Raw genomic sequence first — 26,904 nt, forward strand, 5'->3', positions numbered from 1 at the left:
GCCCCCAGCAGCGTGCCCGCCCCCAGCAGCGCGAACACGGCGGCGGCGATGCCGTGCACCAGCTTGAGCGGCACCTTGCCGGCGATGCGCCCGCCCAGGTAGACGGCCGGCACGTTGGCCAGCATCATGCCGCAGGTGGTGCCGGCTACCACGGCCAGCAGGCTGTGGTAGCGGGCCGCCAGCGCCACGGTGGCGATCTGGGTCTTGTCGCCCATCTCGGCGGCGAAGAAGGCCACCAGCGTGGTGAGGAACACGCCGTAATGGGCCAGCTTGGCGTCGTCTTCGTCGATCTGGTCCGGCACCAGGGTCCAGGCGGCCATGACGATAAAGCCCAGGCCCAGCACCCAGCGCAGCACGGCGGGCCCCATCAGGGCCGTCAGCCAGCTGCCGATGGCGGCCGCGAAGGCGTGGTTGGCCACGGTGGCCACGAAAATGGCCAGCACGATAGGCAGTGGCTTGCGGAACTTGGCGGCCAGGACGAAGGCGAGCAACTGGGTTTTATCGCCGATTTCGGCGAGCGCGACGATGCCGCTGGAGACGAGGAAAGCTTCCATGATGTGTGTGTGGTACGCGGGCCGGACAGTTAACCAATGAACCACGGGCGACTCCGGCCCATGCGGCCGCCCCCGGTTCATGGTCTCGTCAAGCTGATGCCGCCTGTACCACGGCCTGCGGGCCGATGATGTTGATACAGGCTCCTTCGCGGGCGAAGGACGACTACTCCCCACAACTGGGCCGATGATAACCCGGAACGGCCGCGCCAGTCCAGAAACGGCTGTGTTATTCTGCATCGCGCCGCCACCGGCGGCCCATCGTCCACCCACCGACACCACCACCATGCCTACCGCTACCACCTTGCGCGCCGTGTTATCCGCACTGCTGTGCGCCTGCGGCGCCGCCTGGGCCGACCCGCTCAGCTACGCCCAATACGACCAGGTCCGCACCACCGATCTGCACCTGGATTTGAAGGCCGATTTCGACCACAAGACGCTGTCCGGCTACGCCGAGCTGACGCTGGACTGGCTGGTGCCGGCCGCCCGCAGCCTGGCGCTCGACACGCGCGACCTGCGCATCGCCAAGGTGCAGACCGAGCGCGCCGACGGCAGCTGGGCCCCGGCCTCCTACCTGCTCGATCCGCCCGAACCGCAGCAGGCGGACAAGGGCAGGGCGCTGCGCATCGCGCTGGCCGGCCAGCCGCGCAAGGTGCGCATCTATTACCGCACGGCGCCCGGCGCCGCCGCCCTGCAGTGGATGACGCCGCAGCAGACCATGTCGGGCAAGCGGCCCTTCATGTTCAGCCAGTCCGAGACCATCAACGCCCGCTCCTGGGCCCCGGTGCAGGACACCCCGGCCGTGCGCTTCACCTACAGCGCCCACATCGACGCGCCGGCCGGCCTGCGCGTGGTGATGAGCGCCGAGAACGACCCGCAAGCCACCGGCGCCGGCGGCTGGAACTTCCGCATGCCCCAGCCGGTGCCGGCCTACCTGCTGGCCATCGCCATCGGCGAGCTCGATGTGCGCACCATCGGTCCCCGCTCGGCCGTGTATGCCGAACCGGCCCGCATCGAAGCGGCCGCCTTCGAGCTGGCCGACACGGAAAAGATGATCGCCGCCGCCGAGTCGCTGTACGGCCCCTATCGCTGGGGGCGCTACGACATGCTGGTGCTGCCGCCATCCTTCCCCATCGGCGGCATGGAAAACCCGCGCCTGACCTTCCTCACGCCGACCATGATCGCGGGCGACCGCAGCCTGGTGGACCTGATCGCGCACGAACTGGCCCACTCCTGGTCCGGCAACCTGGTTACCAACGCCACCTGGAAGCACTGGTGGCTCAACGAAGGCTTCACCAACTACGTCACCACCCGCATCGTCGAGAGCCTGTACGGCGCCGAGGTGGCCGACATCAACCTGCAGGTGGAGCAGGAGGAGGCGCTGGCCTCGCTGCCGTCCATCGCCACCGCCAAACAGGCCCTGCTCATGCGCGGGCCGGACACCAACCCGGTGGCCACCTACACGGACGAGGAACTGGCCTATCCCAAGGGCGCCTGGCTGCTGCGCACGCTCGAGCAGCGGGCCGGCCGCGCCGTGTTCGATCCCTTCCTGCGCGGCTGGTTCGACCAGCACGCCTTCCAGTCCGCCACCACCGAGCAGTTCGTCGCCTATTTGCACCGCAACCTGCTCGACAGCCATCCCGGCCTGATGACGGAGGCCGAACTCGACGAATGGCTGTACGGCCAGGGCATCCCGGCCAGCGCCAAGCGGGTGGCGTCGCCGCGGCTGGCGGCCGTCGATGCCCAGCGCAGCAGCTGGCTGCGGGGCGAACTGGCCACCGACCACCTGGACGGGCGCCACTGGATCGCGCTCGAATGGATGCACTTCCTGAACGATATCGACGGCAAGGCCAGCGCGGCCCAGATGCGCGAACTGGACCAGGCGTTCGGCCTGGGCAAGAGCGGCAACAATGAAATCGCCTACCGCTTCCTGCTCAGCTCCATCAAGGCCGGCTACGGCGTGCGCGAGCCGCTGCAAGCCTTTCTGATGAGCGTGGGACGCCAGAAATTCGTCGTGCCTCTGTATGCGGCGATGCTGCAGCGTCCGGACGACCGGGCCTGGGCCCAGGCCCTGTACGCCAAGGCACGCGAACGCTACCATCCCGTCACGCAGACGGCCGTCGACAAGAAATTCGCGGCCAAGTAACCGGCCATCCGGCGCGACCGTCCGCTCGCGCCGTGAAACGGCATATACCGTATAAACCGTTTATAACATGACAGACATGCGCCTGAAAAATCGCATCGCCGCGGCCTTGCTGCTGGCCTACGCAAGCATCGCCATTCCCTGCGCCGCCGGCGCCGACGTTGCCGCCGTTGCCGGTGCGGCCAGGCCAGCCGCCGCCGACCCCGTACCCGCCTTCGACCTTGACGCCGACGCCATGCAGGCCCTGAAAACCTTCGGCGTGCCGGGCATGGCCATCGCCATCGTCAAGGACGGCCAGCTGCTGGCCGCCCGCGGCTACGGCGTGCGCCGGCTGGGCCAGCACACGCCCGTGGACGGCAAGACCCTGTTCGAGGTGGCCTCCAATTCCAAGGCCTTCACGGCCGCCGCGCTGGCCATGCTGGTCGACGAGGGCAAGCTCAATTGGGAAGACCCCGTCACCGAACATCTGCCCAGCTTCCGGATGTACGACGCCTACGCCAGTGGCGCCATGACGGTGCGCGACCTGCTGACCCACCGCAGCGGCCTGGGACTGGGTGCCGGCGATTTGCTGTGGTGGCCCACCACCACCTTCAGCGCCGACGACATCATCGGCCGCCTGCGCTACATCAAGCCGGCCACCAGCTTCCGCAACAGCTACGCCTACGACAACCTGCTCTACATCGCGGCCGGCAGGATCGTGTCCGACAAGGCCGGCAAGCCGTGGGGCGACGCCATACGCGAACGCATCCTGGCCCCGCTGGGCATGGACGGCACCGTCACCAGCGTGGCGCAGATGGGCGCCAGCGGCAACTACGCGGCGCCGCACAGCAAGGTGGGCGAGCGCCAGACCGTAGTGGCGCCCATGCTGGTGGAGAACGCGGCCGGCGCCGTCGGCATCGACACCAGCGCCGAGGACATGGCGCGCTGGATGAATCTGCTGCTGGCCGGCGGCAAGCTGCCGGACGGGCGCCAGCTGTTCAGCGCCGAGCGGGCCCGCGAGCTGTGGACGGAATATACGCCGATGAAGATCAGCGAACCGCCGCCGGCGCTGGCCGCCACCCGTCCCAACTTCGCCGGCTACGGCCTGGGCTTCAACCTGCGCGACTACCAGGGCCGCAAGCTGGCGCTGCACGGCGGCGCGCTGCAGGGCTTCTATTCGCGCGTGCTGCTGGTGCCGGAGGAAAAGCTGGGCATCGCCATCCTGACCAACGCCGAGAACAGCCCGCTCATGACGGCCCTGCAGTGGCGCATCCTGGACCACTACCTGCACGTGCCGGCCCGCGACTGGATACGGCTGTATGCGGAAGACGAGGCGCGCAGCCACCGCGAGGAACTGGCGCGCCAGGGCCAGGCGGTGGCGGCGCGGGCGGAGGGCTCGGCGCCGTCGCTGCCGCTGGCGGCCTACGACGGCGAGTACCGCGACCCGTGGTACGGCAGCGTGACCATCCGCGCGCAAGGCGGCAAACATGTGCTCAGCTTCAGCCGGTCGCCGGACCTGACGGGGGAACTTGAACACTTCCAGCACGACACCTTCATCGTGCGCTGGCAAGCCCGCCACCTCAACGCCGACGCCTACGTCACCTTCGCGCTCAACCCGGACGGCAGCATCGAGCGCATGAAGATGGCGCCCGTCTCGAGCGAGACGGACTTCAGCTTCGACTTCGCCGACCTGGAGTTCAAGCCCGTCAAGCCGCCCAAGGCTGCCAAGGGCAAGGCGGGCAGTTAAGGCCGCCAAGGCAGCGCTGCATTGCGTGGCTGCCTGCGCATCGATTGCCCTCATCGCAGCCGTCGCGGCCACCGCGTCCACAGTGACCACCGTGGCCACAGCGGCCGGTGGCGCCGGCGCGGCCGCTGCGGTTCAGGTGGCCTGGTACTCGACCCGGTTGCGGCCCTGGTGCTTGGCGCGGTACAGCGCCAGGTCGGCCGCGTGGAACAGGCTGTCGAGCGCCTGGTGCGGCCCCTCCGAGGCGGCCACTCCGAAGCTGGCCGTCACATGCAGCACGTGGCCGTTGGCCAGTGTCAGCGGCGCGGTCTCGATGGCGCGCCGCATGCGCTCGGCCACGGCCGTTGCCGCCTGCAGGTCGCAGAAGGCCGGCATGATGACGAATTCCTCGCCGCCGTAGCGGGCCAGGATCTCGCCGTCGCGCAATTCCTCGCGCGCCAGCGCGGCGATGCGGATCAGCACCTGGTCGCCTGCGTCGTGGCCGTGGCTATCGTTGACGGCCTTGAAGCGGTCCACGTCGAACAGGATCACGGCCAGCGACAGCCGGTGCTCGCGCGCGCGCCGCAGCCGCTGGTTGCCGGCCGACGTGAAGGCGCGCCGGTTCAGGATGCCCGTCAGGTAGTCGGTGTCGGCGCGCAGGCGCAGTTCGTCGATCAAGCCCTGGCGTTCATGTTCGAGCCGCAGTTTCTCCATGCTGGCCGTGCGCAGATGGGCCAGCGCGCGCAGCAGGTCGCCGATCTCGTCCTGGCGCGCCGAGCCGTGCACGCCGACGGAAAAGTCGCCGTTGCCCAGCCTGACGATGGCGCCCGTGGCCCGCGCCAGTGGCGCCACTACCCGCAACTGGACGATGGTCATCAGCAGCGTCAGCGCCAGCAGGATGGCGCCGCCCGTCAGGCAGGCCAGCAGCAGTTCGCGCTGGGCCGCGTCGTAGTCCTGCCGGGCCTGGTCCAGCGCCGCTTCCAGCAGCACGTCGCGCACGGCGAGGATGGGCGTCATGAATGGTACGTAGCGCTGCGCGAACTGGGCCGTGTCCATGCCGTAGGGCTGGTGCGCCCGGCTGTCGCGCTCGACGCCCGACACCAGCGCCAGGCCGTTGCTGAAATAGCTGTCGTCCATCCGGCGCAGCGCCGCCAGCACCCGCGGGTCGCGGTCGATGGCGCTGGTGGACATGATGATCAGGTGGCGCAGCTGCTCGATCTGGCCGCGCAGGAACTGGATCTGGGTGTGCTCCGTCTCGGCCAGCGGCTGGCCCGAGGCCAGCGCCACCGTCAGGCGCGAACCGAGCCGCCCCGCATATTCGCGCAGCTCGACGGCGAAGCGGGCCTTCATCAGGATCTTGGCCAGGTTGGGATAAGCTTGTTCGGCCGCGCCCGCGTAGGCCGTCACATCGTCCAGCACCACGGGGATCAGGGCGAACATCTGTTCCACGGCGCCCGTCAGCCGTTGCGGCGTGCGCTCGGCCGGCGCGCGGGCGGCCACGGCATCGACGGCCTGCCGGGCCGCCGCCAGTTGCAGCGCCAGCTGGCTGGCCGCCCCGGCCACGCCGGCCGTGGGGGCCGGCTGCTGCGCCAGCGCTTGCTGCAGCTGGGCCAGGGCCTGGTCGCTGGCGGCGCGGGCCGCAGCCAGGCGCGCCCGCTTGGCCGGGTCGGGCGGCACGGCGTCGCCCAGCACGGCGTTGACGGGCCCCCGTTCGAACGACAGCTTCTCGGCCGCCACCATGCCGCGCTGCACCAGCAGCAGCGCGTGCAGGCCGCCGCGCGCGGCGCGGTAATTGTTCCATTCGCCCCACAGTATCCGGCTCAACATGGCGCCCACCAGCAAGGCCAGCACGGCCATCGATACGGCAAACAAGCGGGTCAGTCTCATGCACAACACTCCCTGCGGCCGGCCGTTCCGCCACACGGTGCGGCGCGCCAGCTTTTTCCAACTTGCAATATGCCATAAGCACCGCCCGCTGTCGCCCCCGGCGGGGTGGAAATGGGACGGGTCGGCTGCAGTAGTGGTACGATTGCGACCACGCATCAAGGCGGAACGGTCCTCGAGTCCGGCCGGCGGGCCATCCGGCCGTCGGGATTGCTTTGAGGCAAGCCTTGAACCCCCATTTAACGAAGGATGAAGTGATGTCTATGCAACGAGTTATGCTGCGTGCCAAGCTGCACCGGGTCACGGTCACGCAAGCGGACCTCCACTACGAAGGTTCCTGCGGTATCGACCAGGATCTGCTGGATGCGGCCGATATCTGGCCTAACGAGAAGATCGAGCTGTACAACGTCAACAATGGCGAGCGTTTCGCCACCTACGCCATTCCCGGCCTGCGCGGCAGCGGCGAAATTTCGCTCAACGGTGCGGCCGCGCGGCGCGCCCAGTTGGGCGACCTGCTCATCATCTGCACCTACGCGCCGATGACGGAAGCGCAGATCGCCGACTACGAGCCGAAGATCGTCTTCGTGGACGGCAACAACAAGATCACGGGCCTGAAGAAGTAAACAGGCCGAAGTAGTCAGGCTACAAAAATGCAACGGCGCTCACTTGAGCGCCGTTGTCGTTTGCCAGCTTGTTGCTTAGCTTGTTGGTTACCGTCGTTACGCCACTTTTTCCGGCGTGTCGTGCCGCAGCAGCTGCGACATGTACTGGGGCGTGATACCGAGGAAGGACGCCACCACCTTTTGCGACACGCGCGCCTCCAGTCCCGGATACTCGTCGCGGAACGCCGCCAGCCGGGCCTGGGCCGAGGCGGCGCTGCTGGTGTAGATGCGCCGTCCCTGGCGCAGGATGCTGGCCTCGGACACCTTCACATAATAGGCGCGCACCACCTCGTGCTCCTCGGCCATGCGGCCCAGGTCGGCCCATTCGAGGCGGAAGCCGTGCAGCGCCGTCTCGGCCACGACGAACTGGCGGGCCGGCAAGCCGTCTCGCGCGCGCAGCAAGTCTTCATGGGAGGCCACCGTGTCGCCCTCGGTCCAGAAGCGCAGCGTCACTTCCGTGCCCCCTTCCGTCACAAAGCCGGCCCGCGCCACGCCGCTGTAAATCCAGTAGAACGACTGGGCCGCCACGCCGCAGCGCTGCAGCAGCTCGCCCTTGCGCACGCTGATGGGCGTGGCCAGCGGCGCCATCAGCTGATTGATGGCGTCGTACATCTGCTCGCTGACGCCGTAATAGCGCATCACTTGCGCCTTGTATTTCTCTCGTTGTTGCAGGAATCCGTGTTTCATGGCTGTGCTTGTTGTGCCCGGCGATGCGGGCGCTAAGAATGGTGAATGAGCGGCCAGGGACGTGCGGACGTTCGCGCACGGCGCGGCAGCGTGGCCCCGGCGGCGCCGGGCGGGTGGGGGGATATGGACGGGTGCGTTCTGGGGACTTGCCTTCTGGTTTCCGGTGGATGAGCCTGTTAAGCAATATAAAGGAAGGCGGCGGCGAACTCAATTGCCTGCTTGCAAATTGTGTTGCAAAACTGCTCTGATCCTGTAATTTTACTTCAAACTTAAAGTATCTGAATTTTGTTCTGCCGGAAGATTTTTATACTGCTGGTCCGGCACAGGCGGGCCAGGCGCCAGGCGCGGGGAGGCCGGGCGGGACGGCAGGCGCGTCGGGAGGCTGAAAATAGGGGATTCCGCTGAAATTAGTGCGAGATAGCGGGGAATCGCAGGGAATGGCTGGAAGTAGTCGGGAGTAGCGGGAAATAGCAGATAGCCACCGGGGGCGACCGGCCCGCTGCGCGGCAGGCGGCGGGTGGCAAGCAGCAGGCCACGGCGGCGGCGCCCGTCAGGCCACCGCCGCCGCGCCCGCGTTCGCTTAGTCCTTGCTGCCGATCAGGCGGTAGATGGCCGCGCCCAGCAGGGCGCCGGCGATCGGCGCCACCCAGAACAGCCACAGCTGGCTGGTGGCCCAGTCGCCCACGTACAGGGCCACGCCCGTGCTGCGGGCTGGATTGACGGAGGTGTTGGTGACGGGGATGCTGATCAGGTGGATCAGGGTCAGGCCCAGGCCGATCGGCAGCGGCGCGAAGCCGGCCGGGGCACGCGGGTCCGTTGCGCCCAGGATAATGAGCAGGAACATCATCGTCATCACCACTTCCGTCACCAGGGCGGCCGTCAGCGAGTAGCCGCCCGGCGAGTGGGCGCCGTAGCCGTTCGAGGCGAAACCGGCGGCCAGTTCAAAGCCGCTCTTGCCGCTGGCGATCAGGTACAGCACGCCGCCGGCCGCGATCGCGCCCAGCACCTGGGCCACGATGTAGGGCAGCAGCTTGGCGGCCGGGAAGCGCCCGCCCGCCCACAGGCCGATGGAGACGGCCGGATTGAGGTGGCAGCCGGAAATATGGCCGATGGCATAGGCCATGGTCAGCACCGTCAGGCCGAACGCCAGCGACACGCCCAGCAGGCCGATGCCCACGCCGGGGAAGGCCGCCGCCAGCACGGCGCTGCCGCAGCCGCCCAGCACGAGCCAGAAGGTTCCAAAAAATTCCGCGCCATATTGTTTCATGTATATCCCTTTGCGTTGTGCGGCCCGCGGGCCGCGATTGAATTGACTACTAAGCAACGTTGGCAATTTACCGTGTGCGACCCGAAAAGTCCACCGCCGTGCGGCCCGGCCGGAAGTTGTGCTTTCGCAACATGGAAGCGGAGACGAGTATTGCCCCTGTAGCAAATAGTTTCGCGTATGAATCAATTTGAAGTGCTGTGCGGGCGCGCTCGGCTAGAATCGGCTGGAATCGGCTGGACGATCCCAGCGGGCGGCGGGGCTTATTTTATTTAAAACTTATGAGCATCGGAGCCGCGTTTTGCGATACAGTTTGACGGCGGCGCCACGCGTCGCAGCGGTGCCGACTGACCATTTCTCGGTGGGGTCCAATGAATAGATTGTCCGGCTTGAGCAGCACGACATTTCTTCCGCTGGGGCTGGCCCTGGCCGGCGCCGGGGCCACCCTGGTGGCCGGCGGCGCCGGCGGCTACGCCATCGCGTTCGCCGTGCTGCTGCTGGCGGCCGGCGCGCTGGCGGCGCGCCACTTGGGCGCGGCCGAGGCGGCACGCCAGCGCATGATAGACCACTACCTGGACGGGCGCGAACAGTTCGGCGACGCCGTGCTGCCCATCTGGTGCCGCCATATCGAATCGTCGCGCAGCCAGATGGAGGAGGCGGTGGCCGACCTGGCCGGGCGCTTCTCCAGCATCGTCGACAAGCTCGACAACGCATTGCACGTATCGAGCCTGGACCAGCAGGGCAGCGGCGGCTCGGCCCTCATCGACGTGTTCGCCAGCAGCGAACACCAGCTCGGCTCCGTGGTGGCCTCCATGAAGTCGGCCATGGCGTCCAAGCAAACCATGCTGGAACAGATCCAGCAGCTGGAACGGTTCACGCGCGAATTGCGCGACATGGCCGAAGGCGTGGCCAGCATCGCGGCCCAGACCAATCTGCTGGCCCTGAACGCGGCCATCGAGGCGGCCCGCGCCGGGCCGGCCGGGCGCGGCTTTGCCGTCGTGGCGCAGGAAGTGCGCAACCTGTCGAACCGCTCGGCCGAGACGGGCCGCAACATCGCCGACCGGGTGGGCCAGATCAGCGCCGCCATCCTGGCCGCCAGCGCCGCGGCCGAACAGTCCAGCGCGGCCGAGGACGCCTCCATGCAGTCGGCCGAAGGCATGATCGACGCCGTGCTGCGCGAATTCCGCCAGGTGACGGACGCGCTGGTGCAATCGTCCGAACTGCTCAAGCAGGAATCGATGGGCATCCAGAGCGAAGTGGGCGAGGCGCTGGTGCAGCTGCAGTTCCAGGACCGGGTCAGCCAGGTCATGACCCATGTGCGCGAGAACATGGAGCGGCTGCCGGCCATCCTGCGCGACAACCGCGACCAGTACCAACACGGGCAGGCGCTCGAGCCGCTGCAGGCTGCGCCCCTGCTGGCCGAGTTGCAACAGACCTACGCCATGGCGGACGAACACGCGGTCCACCAGGGCGCCGTGGCCGGCCAGCAGAAGCAGCCCGCGGCGGCCGACGAAATCACGTTTTTCTAAGGAATCGATATGGCTAAGACCATCATGGTAGTGGACGACTCCGCCTCGCTGCGGCAAGTGGTGGGCATCGCCCTCAAGGGTGCCGGCTATGACGTCATCGAAGGGCGCGACGGCGTCGACGCGCTGGCCAAGTGCACGGGCCAGAAGATCCACCTGGTCGTGTGCGACGTCAACATGCCCAATATGGACGGCATCACCTTCGTCAAGCAGTTCAAGGCGCTGGCCAACTATCGCTTCACGCCCGTCATCATGCTCACCACCGAGTCGCAGGACGAGAAAAAGCGCGAAGGCCAGGCGGCCGGCGCCAAGGCCTGGGTCACCAAGCCGTTCAAGCCGGAGGTGCTGCTGGGCGCCGTGGCCAAGCTGGTCCTGCCCTGACGGCTATCGCCTGACGCCGCCCGCCGTCCGTCCTGATCCGTCCCTTGCCCACCGGGAGCTGCCATGTCCACCTCATCCGCCACTGCCTTGCCCGTGCGCTTCGCCGTCGATGGCGAACTGACGATCTACCGCGCGGCCGACGTGAAAACCCTGCTGCTCGACGCGCTGCGCCAGACCCCGTTGCTGGAAGTGGACCTGGCCGGCGTGACGGAACTGGACACGGCCGGCCTGCAGGTGCTGATGCTGGCCAAGCAGGTGGCTGCCGCCGACGGCCGCCAACTGCGGCTGGTCGGCCACAGCCCGGCCGTGATGGAGGTGTTCGAGATGCTGGACCTGGGCGGCTTTTTCGGCGACGCCCTGCTGATCCACAGCGCCGGCTGAACGCCGCGCACCTAACCCTGGGGGGCCTGCCATGAACCTGGACCAAGCGCTGCAAACGTTTATCGCGGAAAGCCGCGAACTGCTCGAAGAGATGGAAAACGCCCTGCTCAACGTCGACCTGGCGGGCGACCAGGGCGAAGCCATCAACGCCATCTTCCGCGCCGCCCACACCATCAAGGGCTCGGCCGGCCTGTTCAGCCTGGATCACATCGTCGCCTTCACCCACGTGGTGGAAAGCTTGCTCGACGAAGTGCGCGACGGGCGCGTGGTGCTCACCGACGAGATGATCGTGCTGCTGCTGTCGTGCTGCGACTTCCTGTCGGGCATGACGGAAGCGCTGGCGGCCGGCCAGCTCGAGGCCGACCCCGACAGCGCGCCCGAAGGCGAGGCGCTGGTGCTGCAACTGCGCCGCCACATGGTGCATGCGGCCGATGGTCAGCCGGGACCCGCCGGGCCGGAGGCGGCGGCCCCGCTGGCGACCATGGAGCCGGCCGTCGAGCGCATCGGCGCCGTGCAGGATGCGCGCGACCACTGGCACATCTCGCTGCGCTTCGGGCGCAGCGTGCTGCAGCATGGCATGGACCCGATCGCCTTCCTGCGCTACCTGGCCAAGCTGGGCACCATCGTCGGCATCGCCACCGTGCCCGACGCGCTGCCGGCCAATCCCGAGGAAATGGACGCCGAGCTGTGCTACCTGGGCTTCGAGATCGCGTTCGACACCACGGCCGACAAGGCCGCCATCGAAGCCGTGTTCGAGTTCGTGCAGGACGATTGCGAGCTGCGCATCCTGCCGCCCCACAGCAAGGTGTCGGAATATGTGGACCTGATCCGCACCCTGCCCGAGCGGGACGCCCGGCTGGGCGAGATCCTGGTGCGCTGCGGCAGCGTGACGGCCCGCGAACTCGACAGCGCGCTGCACCAGCAGGCCGGCAGCGAACCGCAGCAGCTGGGCAGCATCCTGGTCGAGGGCGGCAGCGTGCCGCCGGTGGTGGTGGAGGCCGCCCTGGCCAAGCAGAAGCAGGTGTCGGAGCAGAAGGCCCAGGAAAGCCGCTCGATCCGCATCGATTCGGACAAGCTGGACCGCCTGATCGACCTGGTGGGCGAACTGATCATCGCCGGCGCCCGCGCCAACCTGATCGGCCAGCAGATCCACAACGCCGAACTGCTCGAATGCACCTCCGTGTTGTCCAACCTGGTGGAGGAAGTGCGCGACGCGGCGCTCGAGCTGCGCATGGTCAAGATCGGCGCCACCTTCAACCGCTTCCAGCGCGTGGTGCACGACGTGGCCCGCGAGCTGGGCAAGGACATCGGCCTGATCGTCGACGGCGAGGACGCGGAACTGGACAAGACGGTGGTGGAAAAGATCGGCGACCCGCTGATGCACCTGGTGCGCAACGCCATGGACCACGGCATCGAGCCGGCCGAGGCGCGGCTGGCGGCCGGCAAGCCGGCCAAGGGCATGATCAAGCTGAACGCCTTCCACGAGTCGGGCAACATCGTGATTGAAGTGAGCGACGACGGCGGCGGCCTGCGCAAGGAAAAGATCCTGGCCAAGGCCATCGAACGGGGCCTGGTCGAGCCCGAGCGCAAGCTCAGCGACAGCGAAATCTACAACCTCATCTTCGAGGCCGGCTTTTCCACGGCCGACAAGATCACCAACCTGTCGGGGCGCGGGGTGGGCATGGATGTCGTCAAGCGCAACATCTCGGCCCTGCGCGGCAGCGTCGACGTGGGCAGCGTGGCCGGCCAGGGCACCACCGTCACCGTGCGCCTGCCCCTGACGCTGGCCATCATCGACGGCTTCCTGGTGCAGCTGGGCGGCTCCGTATTCGTCATTCCGCTCGACATGATCGAGGAATGCATCGAGTACGCGGCCGAGCCGGGCCAGGACTATTGCAACCTGCGGGGCCAGGTGCTGCCCTTCATCCGCCTGCGCGACCTGTTCCGGCTGCAAGGGGCGGCCGGCCGGCGCGAAAGCATCGTCGTGCTCAAGTACGGCAACCAGCGCGCCGGGCTGGTGGTCGATACCCTGCTGGGCGAGTTCCAGACCGTCATCAAGCCGCTCAGTCCCATGTTCAGCGAAGTCAAGTGCATCAGCGGCTCCACCATCCTCGGCAGCGGCGACGTGGCCCTGATCCTGGACGTGGCCGCCCTGATGGCCACCGTCACCGGCAAGGGCGCGGCGCAGCTGGTCGCCTAGCGCCAATGTCATCCACGGAGAGCGAACCATGAACCAAGTCGTCAACCAAGCCGCCCCCGCCACCGGCCGCGCCGTGGCGGCCGTGCCCCAGGGCGCGGCCCCGCCAACCAGCCAGTACCTGACCTTCATGCTGGGCGAGGAACAGTTCGCCGTGGGCATCCTGGGCATCAAGGAAATCATCGAGTACGGCAGCCTGGCCGGCGTGCCCATGATGCCCGACTGCGTGCGCGGCGTGATCAACCTGCGCGGCGCCGTGGTGCCCGTGATGGACCTGGCGGTCCGCTTCGGCCGTCCCGCCAGCCCGATCACCAAGCGCAGCTGCATCGTCATCGTGGAAGTGGAGGAGGCCGACGGCAACGGCCAGCAAGTGCTGGGCATGCTGGTGGACGCCGTCAACGCCGTGGTCGACATCGGCGCCGCCGACATCGAGCCGGCGCCCGCCTTCGGCACCCGCATCCGGCCCGACTTCATCGCCGGGATCGGCAAGCACAACGGCCGTTTCGTCAGCTTGCTGGCCATTGAGCGCGTGCTGGCCAGCGAAGAGATCGTGGAGCTGGCGCGCCAGGGCCTGGCCGGCCGCAACTGACTGCCCCAACGGATACCGCACCATGTCGCTCATCACGATCACCGATCGCGAATTCACCCAGTTCCAGCGCTTCATCTACGACGCGGCCGGCATCTTCATGGCCAACGGCAAGCAGGCCCTCGTCAGCGGCCGCCTGGCCAAGCGCCTGGCCCACTACCAGCTGGCCAGCTACAGCGACTACCTGCGCCTGCTCGAGAGCCGGGCCCAGCCGTCCGAGCTGCAGGTGGCGGTCGACCTGCTGACCACCAACGAAACCTATTTCTTCCGCGAACCGAAGCACTTCGCCCTGCTGCGCGAGCTGGCGCTGGAGGCGCGCGCCAAGGGCCGCGCGCTGCGCGTGTGGAGCGCGGCCTGTTCCAGCGGCGAGGAACCGTACAGCATCGCCATGGTGCTGGCCGACGTGCTGGGCGAGGGCGCGTGGGAAGTGCTGGGCACGGACATCAGCACCCGGGTGCTGGAGCGGGCCCGCTGCGGCCACTATCCGATGGAGCGGGCCAGCCAGCTGCCGCAAGCCTACCTCAAGCGCTTCTGCCTCAAGGGCCAGCAGCGCGAGGCCGGCACCCTGCTCATCGAACGGGCCTTGCGCAGCCGGGTCCAGTTCCAGCACCTGAACCTGAACGAGCCGCTGCCCAAGCTGGGCACGTTCGACCTGATCTTCCTGCGCAACGTGATGATCTACTTCAACCTGGAAACCAAGCGCCAGGTGGTGGCGCGCCTGCTCAACCAGCTCAAGCCGGGCGGCCACCTGTTGATCGGCCACTCGGAAACCCTGAACGATATCTGCGACACGGTACAGGCCGTGGCGCCGTCGATCTACCGCAAGAGCTGACCATGCCCGAGCCCAAGTGCATCGACATCTTCCTCATGCCCGGCGACTGCTTCGTCGGCGACGAGCAATACCGGGTGCGCACACTGGTCGGCTCCTGCGTCTCCATCACCTTGTGGCATCCGCGCCTGCGCGTCGGCGCCATGTCGCACTTCCTGCTGCCGGGTACGGGCCGCAAGCGGGCCGACGCCGGCGCCGGCACCTACGCGGTCGACGCCATGGATTACCTGCTGGCCGAGCTGGGCCGGCGCGGCGTGCCGCTGGTCCAGTGCGAGGGCAAGATCTTCGGCGGCGGCGCCATGTTCCCCCGCCACGCCAGGGTGCGCGACATCGGCCTGCAGAACGGCGACTGCGCCCGCGCCCTGCTGCAGCAGCACGGCATCCGCGTCGTTTCCGAAAGCCTGTTCGGCGAAGGCCACCGGCAGCTCATCTTCACCATCCGCACCGGCGAAGTACTGAGCCGCCAGGTGCCGCCGGAGTTCGTCCCGAACCCGCGCAACCAGGAGCCGGCATGAGTGCCATCGAAGTGATGATCGTCGACGATTCGGCCGTCGTGCGCCAGGTGCTGAGCGCGTTGCTCAACGCCGCGCCCGGCATCACCGTGACCCATGCCGTGGCCAATCCCATCCTGGCCATGGAGCGCATGAAGAGCCAGTGGCCGCACGTGATCGTGCTGGACGTGGAAATGCCGCGCATGGACGGCATCACCTTCCTGCGCAAGATCATGGCCGAGCGCCCCACCCCCGTCGTGATCTGCTCCACGCTCACGGAGAAGGGGGCCCAGACCTCGGTCGAGGCGCTCAGCGCCGGCGCCGTGGCCATCATCACCAAGCCGCGCCTGGACCTCAAACAATTCCTGCACGACAGCGCCGACGAGCTGGTGTCGGCCGTGCGGGCCGCGGCCGGCGCCAACGTGCGCCGCCTGGCGGGGCGGGCCGCGGCGCCGCCCCAGCCCACCGTCAAGCTCAACGCCGACGTGATCCTGCCGCCGGTCGAGGGCACGCGCGCCATGGTGCAGACCACGGAGCGGGTGGTGGCCATCGGCACCTCGACCGGCGGCACCCAGGCTCTGGAGGAAGTGCTGACGGCCCTGCCGCGCGTCACGCCCGGCATGGTGATCGTGCAGCACATGCCGGAAAAATTCACGGCCGCCTTCGCCGCCCGGCTCGACAGCGTATGCCAGGTGCGGGTCAAGGAGGCGGCCAACAACGACCGCGTGCTGCAGGGACTGGCCCTGATCGCGCCGGGCGGCAAGCACATGCTGCTGCGCCGCACGGGGGCCCAGTATTACGTGGAAGTGGTGGACGGCCCCCTCGTCAATCGGCACCGGCCGTCGGTGGACGTGCTGTTCCGCTCCGTGGCCCGCTGCGCCGGCGCCAACGCGCTGGGCGTGATCATGACGGGCATGGGCGACGACGGCGCGGCCGGCCTGCTGGAAATGCTCAAGGCCGGCGCCCGCACCGTGGCCCAGGACGAGGCCAGCTGCGTGGTGTACGGCATGCCCAAGGAAGCGGTCAAACGGGGCGGGGTGGAAAAGTCGGTGCCGCTGAACCTGATCTACCGCGACATCCTGGCCCAGCTGGCCGGCTTCGGCAACTGAACGGCGCCGCCATGACCGCCACCGCCGCCGCCGAACCGAACGCGCCCGCCGCCCGCACCGGCGCCCCCTGGCAGGGCCAGCGCGTGATGGTGGTGGACGACAGCGCCGTGCAGCGCAGCTACCTGGTGGGCTTGCTGCGCGAGCTGGGCTGCGGCGCCATCCTGGAGGCGGCCGACGGCAACGAGGCGCTGCGCCTGCTCGAGGCGGAGCAGGGCGTGCCCCTGTTCCTGGTGCTGACGGACCTCGAGATGCCGGGCATGGACGGCATCGAGCTGACCTGCCAGCTGCGCGAGCGGCGCCTGGCCCAGCACCTGATCGTGGTCAGCGCGCGCGACCCGCGCCTGCTCGAGATCATCGAGAACATGGGCTCGGAGGACGCCGCCATCGGCCTGCTGGGCACGCTGCTCAAGCCGGTCCAGCGCGACGCGCTGGCGGCGCTGCTGGGGCGTGCCGGGCGCGCCGGCGCGCCCCAGGCCGCGCCGCCCGAGCAAGCCTTGCCCGCCCTCGACGAGCTGGCAGGGGCGCTGGCGGCCGGCCAGTTCCTGCTGCACTACCAGCCCAAGGTGACCATGCAGACGGGCCACCTGAAGGGCCTGGAGGCACTGGTGCGCTGGCAGCACCCGGTGCACGGCTTGCTGGCGCCCCAGCACTTCATTCCCGTGCTGGAGGGGACGGCGCTGATGGCCGACTTCACGCTGGCGCTGGTGCGCCAGGTGCTGGCCCAGCTGACGGGGTGGCAGCAGGCCGGCCTGCCGCCGCTGACGGTGGCCGTCAACCTGTCGGCCGACAACCTGGCCGACCGCGCCTTCGTCGATTTGCTGGCGGCGGCCGTGCACGCGTCCGGCGTGGCGCCGTCGGCCCTGGTGTGGGAAGTGACGGAGACGAGCGTGATGCGCCAGTTGTCGCAAGCGCTGACCAACCTGGGCCGGTTGCGGCTGATGGGCTTCGGGCTGGCGATGGACGACTTCGGCATCGGCTATTCATCCATGCAGCAGTTCGCCCGCTGCCCGTTCACGGAACTGAAGATAGACCGCGCCTTCGTCAACGGCGCGGCGCAGTGGCCGAACCGCCACGTGGTGCTGAAAAGCGCGCTGGAGCTGGGCCAGCGGCTGGGCGTGGCCACCGTGGCCGAAGGGGTGGAGACGGTGGAGGATTGGCGCCTGCTGCGCGCGCTGGGCTGCGACCTGGCGCAGGGCTACCTGCTGGCCCGGCCCATGCCGGCCGAGGCGCTGGTGACGTGGATGCGGACTGAGCGGCGGCGCCTGCGGGCGCTGGCCGAAGACGATATGCGCCCGCAATGAAGGCCGTGCGGACGGGCGCGCAGCGGTAACGGCACACTATAACAGGACGCAAGTCCGGAAAAAGAGGGGATGGCTATGTTTGCAAATATGACGGTCAAGACCAAGATCAGCGCCTTGCTGGCGGTGGCGGTACTGGCGCTGGTGGCGGTGATGATGGTGGCCTTCCTGGGGCTGAAGAAGGAAAGCGAGATGCTGGCCGAGGTGGGCAAGAACCGCCTGCCGTCCGTGCTGGGGCTGCAGATGATCAACGAGGGCCAGACGGCCGTGCGTTCGTCCAACCGCGGCATCGACGCGCTGGCGCCCTATCCGGACCAGTGGGGCGAGGTGGCCGGCATCCTCAAGCACAAGCAGGAGGTCTGGTCGCGCATCGACAAGGGCTGGAAGATCTACGAGCCGTTGCCACAGACGCCCGAGGAGGAGCGGGTGTGGAACCAGTTCGTCAAGGAGTGGAACGACTGGAAGGGCGGCGATGAGCACATCGGCCAGATTGCCGGCCAGATCGCCGGCGCCGACGGCGCGGCCCGCAAGAAGGCCCTGTTCGAGGAGTTGCATCGCGCCATCGTGGACAACCGGTCCCGCTTCTCGACGGCCGAAACCACGCTGGGCAAGCTGGTCGACATGAACGTGCAATATGGCGACGAGGCCGTCAAGGAGGCCGACGCCGCCTCGGCCCGCGCCAGCGGCCAGATGTACACGGCCTCGGCCGTGGCCCTGGTGCTGCTGCTGGGCCTGGGCTTGCTGATCCTGCGCGGCATCCTGCGCCAGCTCGGCGGCGACCCCGGCTACGCGGCCGAGATCGTGCGGCGCGTGGCCGACGGCGACCTGACGGCCGACGTGACGCTCAAGGCCGGCGACAGCACCAGCTTGCTGGCGGCCATGAAGGGCATGATCGAGAAGCTGTCGCACGTGGTGCAGGAAGTCAACAACGGCGCCGAGGCGCTGGCCAGCGCCTCCGAGGAAGTGTCGGCCACGGCCCAGGCCCTGTCGCAGGCGGCCAGCGAGCAGGCCGCCGGCACCGAGCAGACTTCGGCCTCGGTGGAAGAGATGACGGCCTCCATTTCGCAGAATACGGAAAACGCCAAGGTCACCGACGGCATCGCCAGCAAGGCGGCCAAGGAGGCGGCCGAGGGCGGCGAGGCCGTCAAGTCCACCGTGGCGGCCATGCAACAGATCGCCCGCAAGATCAGCATCATCGACGACATCGCCTACCAGACCAATCTGCTGGCCCTGAACGCGGCCATCGAGGCGGCCCGGGCCGGCGAGCACGGCAAGGGCTTCGCCGTGGTGGCGGCCGAAGTGCGCAAGCTGGCCGAGCGCAGCCAGGTGGCGGCCCAGGAAATCGAGCAGGTCGCCAGCAGCAGCGTGGAGCTGGCGGAAAAGGCCGGCAAGCTGCTCGACGAGATGGTGCCCAACATCCGCCGCACTTCCAACCTGGTGCAGGAGATCACGGCCGCCTCGGAAGAGCAGTCATCCGGCGTGGGCCAGATCAACGCGGCCGTCACCCAGCTGTCCCAGACCACCCAGCAGAACGCCTCGAGCTCGGAGGAACTGGCCGCCACGGCCGAGGAAATGAGCGGCCAGGCCGAGCAGCTGCAGCAAACCATGTCGTTCTTCAAGCTCAGCGGCGGCGACCGCTACCAGAGCGGCCCCGCGCGCAAGGCGGGCAAGGCCTCCATCAAGCTGGCCCGCGGTTTCGGCGGCACGCGCCAGATGAGCGAAATGAGCGACCCGGATGAATCGCACTTCGTCAAGTTCTGAGAGGAGGCAGCCATGAGCGCACTGTCCGTCATGCCGTCCGGGATGGCCGAGACCGGCCCGGCCCAGTTTCTCACCTTCATGCTGGGCAGCGACATGTTCGCCATCGGCATCCTGGCCATCAAGGAAATCATCGAGTACGAGGGCGTGACGGCCGTGCCGCAGATGCCGGCCTGTATCAGCGGCGTCATCAACCTGCGCGGCATGGCCGTGCCCGTGATGGACCTGGCGCGCCGGCTCGAGCGCGTGCCCTCGCCGGTGGGCAAGCGCACCTGCATCATCGTGGTGGAGGTGGACACGGACACCGGCCCGTTCGTGATCGGCATCCTGGTCGATGCCGTCAACGCGGTGCTCGACATCGGCGCCGCCGACATCGAACCGGCGCCCGCCTTCGGGGCCCAGGTGCGGGCCGAACTGTTGCAAGGCATAGGCAAGGTGCAGGGCCGCTTCGTGCTGTTGCTCAATGTGCAGCACGTGGTGTCGGCCAGCGAGATCGGCGCCATGGCCGCGCTGGCGCCGGCCGCAGTGCCGGCCTGAGCGGCGCCATCCGCTTGCACGGCGCAAGGCAAGAATTGGTGAGTTTTGGGGCGATTTAATCCGTCACAATAGGCTGCAGGCCCCGTGCGTCCAGCGCCATCGCGGGCTCCGCCCGTCTGCCCGCGGCCGCGCCGCCGGGCCGGCTACCTCAACTTCACCGCGTCGCGTGCATGCCGCCAGGCGTCTAGGAGTAGCACATGCTCAAGCAGATGAAAATGGAAACCCGGCTGCACTTCGGCATGGGCGCGATCGTGTTGCTGGTGATTGCGCTGGGCCTGGTGGCGTTCACCAACCTGTCCACCTTGCAGGGCACCTGGGGCAGCTTTGAAAGCGTCACGCTGGCGCGCAAGGACGCCGTGCTGGGCGTGGTCAACTGGCATGGCGAGGCGGTCAAGGACTTCAAAAATTACATGCTGCGCGGCGGCAACAGCCTGGCCGAATTCCGTTCCGACATGGCCGCCATCGACAAGAGCGTGGCGGCCTACCGCGCCGCCGGCGACCCGGGGCGCGAGGAACTGGCGCAGCTCGACGCCCTGCAGACGGCCAGCCGCGCCTATGGCGACGCCATGACCCAGCTGGAAGCGCTGCGCGAGAAGGGCATGGCCATCGCCGAGATGGACAAGACCATCAAGGGCGCCGACGCTGCCATCTCCGCCGCCGCCGACAAGCTGCTGCAGCTGAATGCGGCCGACACCCGCACCGCCTCGGCCCGCATGACGGCCGTGGCCAACCAGGCCAAGGTGTGGATACTGTCGTTCGACGTCGTCATCGCGGTGCTCGGCTGCGCGCTGGCCGTGTGGATTTCGCGCAGCCTGTCGGTCATCGTGCACGACGTGCAGGGCGTGGTGGGCACGCTGGGCGCGGCGGCCCAGGAAGTGACGGCCACGGCCCAGTCGCTGTCGCAGGCGGCCAGCGAGCAGGCCGCCGGGGTGGAGGAAACCAGCGCCTCGATCGAGCAGATGACGGCCTCCATCGCCCAGAACGCGGAGAACGCCAGGCTCACGGACGGCATCGCCACCCAGGCCGCGCACGACGCGGCCCGCGGCGGCGAAGTGGTCAAGGCCACGGCGGCGGCCATGAAGCAGATCGCCGGCAAGATCGGCATCATCGACGACATCGCTTACCAGACCAACCTGCTGGCCCTGAACGCGGCCATCGAGGCGGCCCGCGCGCACGAGCATGGCAAGGGTTTCGCCGTGGTGGCGGCCGAGGTGCGCAAGCTGGCCGAACGCAGCCAGGTGGCAGCCCAGGAAATCGGCAAGGTGGCCGCCGACAGCGTCGAGCTGGCCGAGCAGGCCGGCCAGATGTTCGACCAGATGGTGCCCAGCATCCGCAAGACGTCCGACCTGGTGCAGGAGATCGCGGCCGCGTCCGAGGAACAGTCGTCCGGGGTGCGCCAGATCAACAGCGCCGTCGGCCAGCTGAGCCAGGCCACCCAGGTCAACGCGGCCAGCTCCGAGGAACTGGCCGCCACGGCCGAGGAAATGAGCGCCCAGGCCGAGCAGCTGGACCAGCTGATGGCGGTGTTCAAGCAGTACGCGGCGGCCGACCCCATGCGGCGCAACAACGCGCCGCGCCGGCCCGTTCCGTTCAAGGCGGGCGCGCCGCGCCGGCCGGCCAAGCCCGGCCCCACGCTGGCCGTGGCCGGCGGTCCGGACGAGGCCCACTTCACCCACTTCTAGTTCTGGCAGTGCGGCGGCCCGGACCCGGCCCGCATCGCGCGTTGCCGGCACCCGGGACCCGGCCCGCCTCAGGCGGCGCCGGCCGCGGCCACCGTGCCGGTCTGCCAGCGGCGCACATAGTCGGGCGTCGCCGCCGTGCTGGCCGGATCGGCCACGGGCGCCAGGCGCACCTGGGCCAGCGGCAGTACGCCGGCCCAGGCCGGCCATGCCAGGTCTTCCTCGTCGTCGTTCGGGCCGCCGCTGCGCACCTTGCACACCGCTTCCGTGAGCGCGATGCGCAGCACCGTGGTGGCCGCGTATTCCTTGTCGTTACCGGGCCGCACTTCGGCCTGGCGGCCCACTGCCAGCAAGGCCATCAACGCTTCCATGGCCGCGTGCTTGTCCGCCTCCGCCGTCACCGGCTCGAACTGGCCGTAGACCATGGCCGAGCGGTAGTTCATCGTATGGTTGAAGGCGGAGCGGGCCAGCACCAGGCCGTCCAGGTGGGTGATGGTGACGCAGGCCTGCTGTTCGACCAGCTGGCGCAGCAGGCGGCTGCCGTTCGAGCCATGGATGTACAGATGCTCGCCCATGCGCCAGCAGGCCGTGGGGATGCAGTGGCTGCCCTTGGCATCGGCGAAGGCGATATGGCACAGGTAGGCCGCGTCGATGATGGCGTGCAGGGTGGCCGTTTCGTAGTCGGCGCGCTCGGCGGCGCGGCGGACGTGGGTACGGTCAGTGGGCAAGGCGGCGGTGGCGGTCATGGTCTCCATTCCAGAAAAAGTTGAGTACGCAATATAATGCGTCGCTGGCCCTGAAAGTAGGGCCAGAAATACTCAATTTGATGGAGCCAGGGATGGATTACGCGCTACTGATGGCCAGTTTTACGGAACAGCACCGGCACCGCGGCTGGCCGCGCCAGCGCCTGCTGCACGAATGCCTGCGCGCGGCCATCCGCGGCGGCACGCTGGCCGCCGGCACCCGGCTGGTGGCTTCGCGCGCGCTGGCCGAGGAACTGGGCGTGGCCCGCAACACGGTGCTGTATGCCTACGAACAGCTGGCCAGCGAAGGCTTCGTCAGCAGCGACCGGCGCGGCACGGTGGTGGCGGCCGTGGCGCCCGAGCACCGCAGCGCGCCGCCGCCGGCGCCGCCCCAGGCCGGGCTGGCGCAGCGGGTGCAGGCGCTGGGTAACGGCTTCGGCGCCATGGAGGCGGACGCGGCCGGCGCCTTCGTGCCGGGCGTGCCGGCGCTGGACCAGTTTCCCCTCACGCTGTGGCGCCGCATGCTCGAGCGCACCCTGCGCGCCCTGACGCCGGCCCAGCTCAACTATGGCGATCCGGCCGGCGAGCCGGCCCTGCGCGAAGCGATCGCCGACCACCTGCGCGCCTCGCGCGGGGTGGTGTGCGATGCCAGCCAGGTGTTCATCACGGACGGCACCCAGAGCAGCCTGGACTTGTGCATGCGCGCCTGCGCCGACCATGGCGAGACGGTGTGGATGGAGGACCCCGGTTACGGCGGCGCGCTGGCGGCCTGCCGCGCGGCGGGGCTGCGGGTGGCGCCCATCGCGGTCGACGCGGACGGCATCGCGCCGCGTGCCGAGGATTGGCTGCTGCACCCGCCGCGCCTGATCTACACCACGCCCTCGCACCAGTATCCGACCGGCAGCGTGTTGAGCCTGCGGCGCCGGCTGGCCCTGATCGCGGCCGCGCGCGCGGCCGGCGCCCTCATCATCGAGGACGATTACGACAGCGAATTCCGGCACGACGGCGCGCCCCTGTCGGCCATGCAGGGCCTGGTGCCGGACGCGCCCGTGCTGTACCTGGGCACCTTCAGCAAGACCATGTTCCCCTCGCTGCGCATCGGCTTCGTGGTGGCGCCGGGCAGCCTGGCGCCGGCGCTGGCGGCCATGCGGGCCCAGTCGTCGGCGCGGGGCCGGGTGGCCGAGCAGCTGGCGCTGGCCGAATTCCTGCGCAGCGGCCAGTTCGCGCTGCACTTGCGCCGCATGCGGCGGCTGTACCGGCAGCGGCGCGACGCGCTGGTGGCGGCGCTGGAATGGCATCTGGGGGCGGTGGCGGCCGTGCATGGCGGCTCGGCCGGCATGCACCTGGCGCTGCGCTTCACGGATCCGGCGCTGGACGACGTGGCCATCAGCGCCCAGGCGCGCGCGCACGGCATCACGGCGCGGCCCTTGAGCGCGCATGCGCTGGGCGCGGCGGAAGACTGGCGCGGTTTGATGCTCGGTTACGCGCAGGTGCCGGCCGAGCGGATGGATGACCTGGTGCGGCAGCTGGCGGCGGTGGTGCACCTGGCGGCGTTCATCGAAGGAGGACGCCGGATGAAAGCAGGGACGGCGTCTATGGGCTGACCGTGCGGTCGCCGCGCGTATTCCCAGGACTGCTCAATTTGAATCAATATAGATATGAAAAAATGATGGAATCACATGTTGCGGGAAATGGCAGCACACTCTGATCGGGGAAATAAAATATGAAAACCGTAGTAGCCTATTTGCTGGCATTTTTAATTTTTGGCATTTTCATATATTTCATTCCTCAGTTGTATCTTTATACGATTTTTGCCTTGAGATTGGAATTGGCGCCCTATTATTCAAGAGAACTCAAGGGCGCCATATTGATGCTGTTAATGTTGGTCCTGATATTCATTATTTATAAGTCGAAGAAAGATTAAGTCTTGCGCCATGGGGCAGGTCCTGGCCGCGCATAAAAAAAGGGCCAGACCCCAAGGCCTGACCCCGTTTCAGGCCGCCATCGCTGGCGGCGCGTTGCCGATGCTTAGAACGCCGAATCGACGCGCACGTACATCGAGCGGCCGTTCACGCCGATCGGGCAGGTTTCCCAGCAGCGGGTGAAGCCCAGTTTCGGGAAGTTGCCGCCGTTGGTCCACTGGTCGGGCAGGGTGTTGAACAGGTTGTTTACGCCCACGACTGGCGGCGGTGGTGCACCTGGCGGCGTTTATCGAAGGGGGGGGCGCCGGATGCAACCCGGGGCGGCCCCAATGGGCTGACCTTGCGGTTGCCGCGCGTATCGGCACCTGGCTGCGGATGGGGGGATCATGACACGGCGTCACGCGCAGTTATCCGCCAGCTGTATCCTGTCATGTTCAATGGCACCGCCATTCAGACGCACGACGCGCCTCGCCATCGCGATTGTTTCTGGCCTGTGTGCCACGCAGATACGGGTGATATCCAAGGCCCTTACCGCAGAGTTCACTTGCATTTCCCGTTCAACATCAAGATGACTTGTCGCCTCGTCCAGTACCAGTACTTTAGGCATTTTATATAGCGCGCGCGCCAGCAGCACCCTTTGCTTTTGACCGCCGGACAGCGTCGTGCCCATATCGCCGGTCAGCGTGTGATACCCCATCGGCATCGCTGCTATATCTTCGTGCACGGCCGCCAAGCGGGCGCATTGCTCAATCCGTTCCTGATCTGCAACCGAATCGAAAAAGCTGATGTTGTCGGCCATGGAGCCGGTCAGCAATTGGTCGTCCTGCATGACCACCGCGACGGCCGACCGATAAGCCCGATGCCCAAGCTGCTTAATTGGTACTCCGCCATAACGTATCTCGCCCTCTTGTGGCGTTAGCAAACCGAGGATGAGTTTGACCACTGTCGTCTTGCCGCATCCCGAAGGTCCTACTAGTGCCAACGCCTCACCCGCCTCAATGTGCATGTTCAAATGACGCACTACCCATTGCTCCCCGTCGCCATAACGGAAACCGACGTCGATTAATTCAATATGGGGAACGAGGCCATCGACCTTGATGTCATGTGGCGAGTCTTCTTCAGGCGGCTCCTGAACAATGTCCGCCAAGCGTTCGGCGTGTAGCGACAACATTCGAAACTCAACGAATTTGTCGATGAGGGATGACATGCGGCCGCTGAATTGGCCGCCATATGATGAGAACGCGAAGAGCATGCCGACCGTGAATGTGCGGTCGAGTACCATGTGCGCACCCAGCCAGAAAATGAGGAGACTCTCCAGGCCGAAAACGATGGTGTTGGCGGTGCCGAACCACAGCATGAACTGCTGCGTGCGCACACCACGATTGAGCGAATCTACCATCAGGTTGAGCCACCTGCCGCGCCTGTCGAGCTCCCGCCCAAATAGCTTGATGGCGCGTACGGCTCGTATTGTTTCAAGAAAACAGCTCTGCTCCTTGGCCGATAACACCAGACCATCCTGGCTGGCCTCTCGCAATGGAAGGTAGACCACAGCGCGCAACATCGCGTAGAGCATTACGGCCGCGATTACCACCGCCGACAGGGACGCGCTGTAGATAAACATCATCGCCAGCGTGGCAAGGCCCATCAAACCGTCGAGTATCGCTGCGACAAAACTGCTGGTGAGTGTGTGCTGCATGGCGCCAACGGAGCCAAACCGTGAGACGACATCACCTAGATGTCGTTTTTCATACCAAGAGACTGGAAGACGCAGCAGATGTGTGAACACGTTCGCCACCCATTGCAGGTTCAGATGCGTCGACAGGTAAATCATGCACCAGCTCCGGGCGAGCGAAATGGCCGTCTGCGTCACGAGCAGCAACGCGAAGCCGATCACGAGTACGTTGAGCAGATCGCGGTCATTCGATACCAGTGCTTCATCGACAATCCATTGATTGAACATCGGGGAAACGAGCGCGAACGCCTCTAGCGCCAAGGCCATTACAAACACCAGTCCCATGGCGCTCCAGAGACCATCGACCTTTCCCATTAGCTGAAACAAAGATACCCGGCGGCGCGCGTTGGCGGGCTTGAAGTGCGCGGTAGGCGTCAATTCCAGCGCGACTCCAGTGAAGTGGTTTCCTGCCAGTTCGAAGTCAAGATGGCGTATGCCCACCGCTGGATCATGAATCACAACACCGGTTTTGCAGACGTTTTTGAGTACGACGAAATGATTCAAATCCCAATGGAGCAGACAGGGCACTTTCAAGTCCTTCAGTTCATCCATTTCCAGGCGCAATGGCCTTGCGCTGAGTTGCAAGCTATCGGCGTAGCGGATAATCTGGGCAAGGTTGGCGCCTTTCAATGACAGGGAAAAACGCCCACGCAGCGTAGGCAAATCTGTACGGAAGCCATGATATGACGCGACCATGGCCAGGCAAGCGAGGCCACACTCAGCGGCCTCTGTCTGCCGCAACATGGGAAGTCGTCTCGAGCCAAACTCAAGTTGAAATAGATGTTTCATCGTGAGATATCTCCATGTGACCGAAAATTCGCTTTTTAGGTCTGTGGCTGAGT

At 67.3% G+C, this 26,904-nt stretch carries 23 protein-coding genes and 1 riboswitch; of the genes, 16 read left to right on the forward strand and 7 right to left on the reverse strand.

The window, feature by feature from the left end:
- Positions 1–554, reverse strand: a 554-nt coding sequence (locus AC3WOS_RS25680) for a TMEM165/GDT1 family protein (RefSeq protein WP_492719789.1), incomplete at its 3' end; no start/stop codon positions are given.
- 19 nt (positions 555–573) lie between these two features.
- Positions 574–734: riboswitch (yybP-ykoY riboswitch) on the reverse strand.
- Positions 735–837: 103 nt separating this feature from the next.
- Here AC3WOS_RS25680 and AC3WOS_RS25685 point away from each other — a divergent pair.
- Together AC3WOS_RS25685 and AC3WOS_RS25690 are read left to right on the forward strand one after the other, a co-directional pair.
- The gene (locus tag AC3WOS_RS25685; RefSeq protein WP_492719791.1) at positions 838–2,697 is read left to right on the forward strand and encodes a M1 family metallopeptidase; all 1,860 of its coding nucleotides are present in this window, start codon (positions 838–840) and stop codon (positions 2,695–2,697) included.
- A gap of 76 nt (positions 2,698–2,773) precedes the next feature.
- Positions 2,774–4,420, forward strand: a complete 1,647-nt coding sequence (locus AC3WOS_RS25690) for a serine hydrolase (protein WP_492719793.1) — start codon at positions 2,774–2,776, stop codon at positions 4,418–4,420.
- Positions 4,421–4,552: 132 nt separating this feature from the next.
- Here AC3WOS_RS25690 and AC3WOS_RS25695 read toward each other — a convergent pair whose 3' ends face one another.
- Positions 4,553–6,283 carry a GGDEF domain-containing protein gene (locus tag AC3WOS_RS25695; RefSeq protein ID WP_492719795.1) on the reverse strand — a complete coding sequence of 577 codons (1,731 nt, stop codon included), beginning with the start codon at positions 6,281–6,283 and terminating at the stop codon, positions 4,553–4,555.
- A gap of 260 nt (positions 6,284–6,543) precedes the next feature.
- On the opposite strand from AC3WOS_RS25695, the gene panD reads away from it, so the two are divergent.
- Positions 6,544–6,903 carry an aspartate 1-decarboxylase gene (gene panD / locus AC3WOS_RS25700; RefSeq protein ID WP_492719832.1) on the forward strand — a complete coding sequence of 120 codons (360 nt, stop codon included), beginning with the start codon at positions 6,544–6,546 and terminating at the stop codon, positions 6,901–6,903.
- A gap of 96 nt (positions 6,904–6,999) precedes the next feature.
- Here panD and AC3WOS_RS25705 read toward each other — a convergent pair whose 3' ends face one another.
- The gene (locus tag AC3WOS_RS25705) at positions 7,000–7,629 is read right to left on the reverse strand and encodes a Crp/Fnr family transcriptional regulator (RefSeq protein WP_492719797.1); all 630 of its coding nucleotides are present in this window, start codon (positions 7,627–7,629) and stop codon (positions 7,000–7,002) included.
- A gap of 580 nt (positions 7,630–8,209) precedes the next feature.
- The gene (aqpZ, locus tag AC3WOS_RS25710; protein ID WP_492719799.1) at positions 8,210–8,896 is read right to left on the reverse strand and encodes an aquaporin Z; all 687 of its coding nucleotides are present in this window, start codon (positions 8,894–8,896) and stop codon (positions 8,210–8,212) included.
- A gap of 368 nt (positions 8,897–9,264) precedes the next feature.
- Here aqpZ and AC3WOS_RS25715 point away from each other — a divergent pair, with 368 nt between their 5' ends.
- The 12 genes from AC3WOS_RS25715 (at position 9,265) to AC3WOS_RS25770 (ending at position 21,668) form a co-directional block, all read left to right on the forward strand.
- Positions 9,265–10,422: a methyl-accepting chemotaxis protein gene (locus AC3WOS_RS25715; RefSeq protein ID WP_492719801.1), complete on the forward strand. Its 1,158-nt coding sequence runs from the start codon at positions 9,265–9,267 to the stop codon at positions 10,420–10,422.
- A 9-nt stretch (positions 10,423–10,431) separates the two neighbouring features.
- Positions 10,432–10,800 (forward strand): response regulator, encoded by a 369-nt coding sequence (locus AC3WOS_RS25720; RefSeq protein WP_492719803.1) that lies wholly within the window; start codon positions 10,432–10,434, stop codon positions 10,798–10,800.
- 63 nt (positions 10,801–10,863) lie between these two features.
- Complete coding sequence (locus tag AC3WOS_RS25725; protein ID WP_492719805.1) at positions 10,864–11,181, forward strand: STAS domain-containing protein; 318 nt, start codon at positions 10,864–10,866, stop codon at positions 11,179–11,181.
- 31 nt (positions 11,182–11,212) lie between these two features.
- The gene (locus AC3WOS_RS25730) at positions 11,213–13,381 is read left to right on the forward strand and encodes a chemotaxis protein CheA (RefSeq protein WP_492719806.1); all 2,169 of its coding nucleotides are present in this window, start codon (positions 11,213–11,215) and stop codon (positions 13,379–13,381) included.
- A 28-nt stretch (positions 13,382–13,409) separates the two neighbouring features.
- A complete protein-coding gene (locus AC3WOS_RS25735) occupies positions 13,410–13,967 on the forward strand; it encodes a chemotaxis protein CheW (RefSeq protein WP_492719808.1) in 558 nt (185 codons plus the stop codon).
- Between the two features lie 22 nt (positions 13,968–13,989).
- Positions 13,990–14,796 (forward strand): CheR family methyltransferase, encoded by an 807-nt coding sequence (locus AC3WOS_RS25740; protein ID WP_492719810.1) that lies wholly within the window; start codon positions 13,990–13,992, stop codon positions 14,794–14,796.
- A 2-nt stretch (positions 14,797–14,798) separates the two neighbouring features.
- Positions 14,799–15,308 (forward strand): chemotaxis protein CheD, encoded by a 510-nt coding sequence (locus AC3WOS_RS25745; RefSeq protein WP_492719811.1) that lies wholly within the window; start codon positions 14,799–14,801, stop codon positions 15,306–15,308.
- Positions 15,305–16,393 (forward strand): protein-glutamate methylesterase/protein-glutamine glutaminase, encoded by a 1,089-nt coding sequence (locus tag AC3WOS_RS25750; RefSeq protein ID WP_492719813.1) that lies wholly within the window; start codon positions 15,305–15,307, stop codon positions 16,391–16,393. Before AC3WOS_RS25745 ends, AC3WOS_RS25750 begins: the two co-directional genes overlap by 4 nt.
- An 11-nt stretch (positions 16,394–16,404) precedes the next feature.
- Positions 16,405–17,694: an EAL domain-containing response regulator gene (locus tag AC3WOS_RS25755; protein WP_492719815.1), complete on the forward strand. Its 1,290-nt coding sequence runs from the start codon at positions 16,405–16,407 to the stop codon at positions 17,692–17,694.
- Positions 17,695–17,769: 75 nt separating this feature from the next.
- Positions 17,770–19,452, forward strand: coding sequence for a HAMP domain-containing methyl-accepting chemotaxis protein (locus tag AC3WOS_RS25760; RefSeq protein WP_492719834.1), 1,683 nt, complete (start codon positions 17,770–17,772; stop codon positions 19,450–19,452).
- A 12-nt stretch (positions 19,453–19,464) separates the two neighbouring features.
- Positions 19,465–19,986 carry a chemotaxis protein CheW gene (locus AC3WOS_RS25765; protein ID WP_492719816.1) on the forward strand — a complete coding sequence of 174 codons (522 nt, stop codon included), beginning with the start codon at positions 19,465–19,467 and terminating at the stop codon, positions 19,984–19,986.
- A gap of 197 nt (positions 19,987–20,183) precedes the next feature.
- Positions 20,184–21,668: a methyl-accepting chemotaxis protein gene (locus AC3WOS_RS25770; protein WP_492719818.1), complete on the forward strand. Its 1,485-nt coding sequence runs from the start codon at positions 20,184–20,186 to the stop codon at positions 21,666–21,668.
- 68 nt (positions 21,669–21,736) lie between these two features.
- On the opposite strand, the gene AC3WOS_RS25775 is transcribed toward AC3WOS_RS25770, so the two are convergent.
- A complete protein-coding gene (locus tag AC3WOS_RS25775; protein ID WP_492719819.1) occupies positions 21,737–22,420 on the reverse strand; it encodes a pyridoxamine 5'-phosphate oxidase family protein in 684 nt (227 codons plus the stop codon).
- 83 nt (positions 22,421–22,503) lie between these two features.
- Between AC3WOS_RS25775 and pdxR the strand changes: the two genes are divergently transcribed.
- On the forward strand, positions 22,504–24,012 hold the full coding sequence (gene pdxR / locus AC3WOS_RS25780; RefSeq protein WP_492719820.1) for a MocR-like pyridoxine biosynthesis transcription factor PdxR: 1,509 nt from the start codon (positions 22,504–22,506) through the stop codon (positions 24,010–24,012).
- Positions 24,013–24,436: 424 nt separating this feature from the next.
- Here pdxR and AC3WOS_RS25785 read toward each other — a convergent pair whose 3' ends face one another.
- Together AC3WOS_RS25785 and AC3WOS_RS25790 are read right to left on the reverse strand one after the other, a co-directional pair.
- Positions 24,437–24,586: a hypothetical protein gene (locus tag AC3WOS_RS25785; protein WP_492719822.1), complete on the reverse strand. Its 150-nt coding sequence runs from the start codon at positions 24,584–24,586 to the stop codon at positions 24,437–24,439.
- Positions 24,587–24,727: 141 nt separating this feature from the next.
- On the reverse strand, positions 24,728–26,851 hold the full coding sequence (locus AC3WOS_RS25790; protein WP_492719824.1) for a peptidase domain-containing ABC transporter: 2,124 nt from the start codon (positions 26,849–26,851) through the stop codon (positions 24,728–24,730).
- Positions 26,852–26,904 lie beyond the last annotated feature (53 nt).

It is taken from the genome of Rugamonas sp. FW305-51 (genome assembly GCF_058786935.1).

What these genes read in the sequence shown, in the direction of transcription:
- panD (WP_492719832.1), top strand. Translation starts at nt 6,544, where the DNA reads ATGCAACGAGTTATGCTGCGTGCCAAGCTGCACCGGGTCACGGTCACG.
- AC3WOS_RS25705 (WP_492719797.1), bottom strand. Translation starts at nt 7,629, where the DNA reads ATGAAACACGGATTCCTGCAACAACGAGAGAAATACAAGGCGCAAGTG.
- AC3WOS_RS25685 (WP_492719791.1), top strand. Translation starts at nt 838, where the DNA reads ATGCCTACCGCTACCACCTTGCGCGCCGTGTTATCCGCACTGCTGTGC.
- AC3WOS_RS25725 (WP_492719805.1), top strand. Translation starts at nt 10,864, where the DNA reads ATGTCCACCTCATCCGCCACTGCCTTGCCCGTGCGCTTCGCCGTCGAT.
- AC3WOS_RS25790 (WP_492719824.1), bottom strand. Translation starts at nt 26,851, where the DNA reads ATGAAACATCTATTTCAACTTGAGTTTGGCTCGAGACGACTTCCCATG.
- AC3WOS_RS25695 (WP_492719795.1), bottom strand. Translation starts at nt 6,283, where the DNA reads ATGAGACTGACCCGCTTGTTTGCCGTATCGATGGCCGTGCTGGCCTTG.
- AC3WOS_RS25775 (WP_492719819.1), bottom strand. Translation starts at nt 22,420, where the DNA reads ATGGAGACCATGACCGCCACCGCCGCCTTGCCCACTGACCGTACCCAC.
- AC3WOS_RS25720 (WP_492719803.1), top strand. Translation starts at nt 10,432, where the DNA reads ATGGCTAAGACCATCATGGTAGTGGACGACTCCGCCTCGCTGCGGCAA.
- AC3WOS_RS25760 (WP_492719834.1), top strand. Translation starts at nt 17,770, where the DNA reads ATGTTTGCAAATATGACGGTCAAGACCAAGATCAGCGCCTTGCTGGCG.
- AC3WOS_RS25690 (WP_492719793.1), top strand. Translation starts at nt 2,774, where the DNA reads ATGCGCCTGAAAAATCGCATCGCCGCGGCCTTGCTGCTGGCCTACGCA.
- AC3WOS_RS25745 (WP_492719811.1), top strand. Translation starts at nt 14,799, where the DNA reads ATGCCCGAGCCCAAGTGCATCGACATCTTCCTCATGCCCGGCGACTGC.
- aqpZ (WP_492719799.1), bottom strand. Translation starts at nt 8,896, where the DNA reads ATGAAACAATATGGCGCGGAATTTTTTGGAACCTTCTGGCTCGTGCTG.
- AC3WOS_RS25735 (WP_492719808.1), top strand. Translation starts at nt 13,410, where the DNA reads ATGAACCAAGTCGTCAACCAAGCCGCCCCCGCCACCGGCCGCGCCGTG.
- pdxR (WP_492719820.1), top strand. Translation starts at nt 22,504, where the DNA reads ATGGATTACGCGCTACTGATGGCCAGTTTTACGGAACAGCACCGGCAC.
- AC3WOS_RS25755 (WP_492719815.1), top strand. Translation starts at nt 16,405, where the DNA reads ATGACCGCCACCGCCGCCGCCGAACCGAACGCGCCCGCCGCCCGCACC.
- AC3WOS_RS25730 (WP_492719806.1), top strand. Translation starts at nt 11,213, where the DNA reads ATGAACCTGGACCAAGCGCTGCAAACGTTTATCGCGGAAAGCCGCGAA.
- AC3WOS_RS25740 (WP_492719810.1), top strand. Translation starts at nt 13,990, where the DNA reads ATGTCGCTCATCACGATCACCGATCGCGAATTCACCCAGTTCCAGCGC.
- AC3WOS_RS25765 (WP_492719816.1), top strand. Translation starts at nt 19,465, where the DNA reads ATGAGCGCACTGTCCGTCATGCCGTCCGGGATGGCCGAGACCGGCCCG.
- AC3WOS_RS25770 (WP_492719818.1), top strand. Translation starts at nt 20,184, where the DNA reads ATGCTCAAGCAGATGAAAATGGAAACCCGGCTGCACTTCGGCATGGGC.
- AC3WOS_RS25750 (WP_492719813.1), top strand. Translation starts at nt 15,305, where the DNA reads ATGAGTGCCATCGAAGTGATGATCGTCGACGATTCGGCCGTCGTGCGC.
- AC3WOS_RS25715 (WP_492719801.1), top strand. Translation starts at nt 9,265, where the DNA reads ATGAATAGATTGTCCGGCTTGAGCAGCACGACATTTCTTCCGCTGGGG.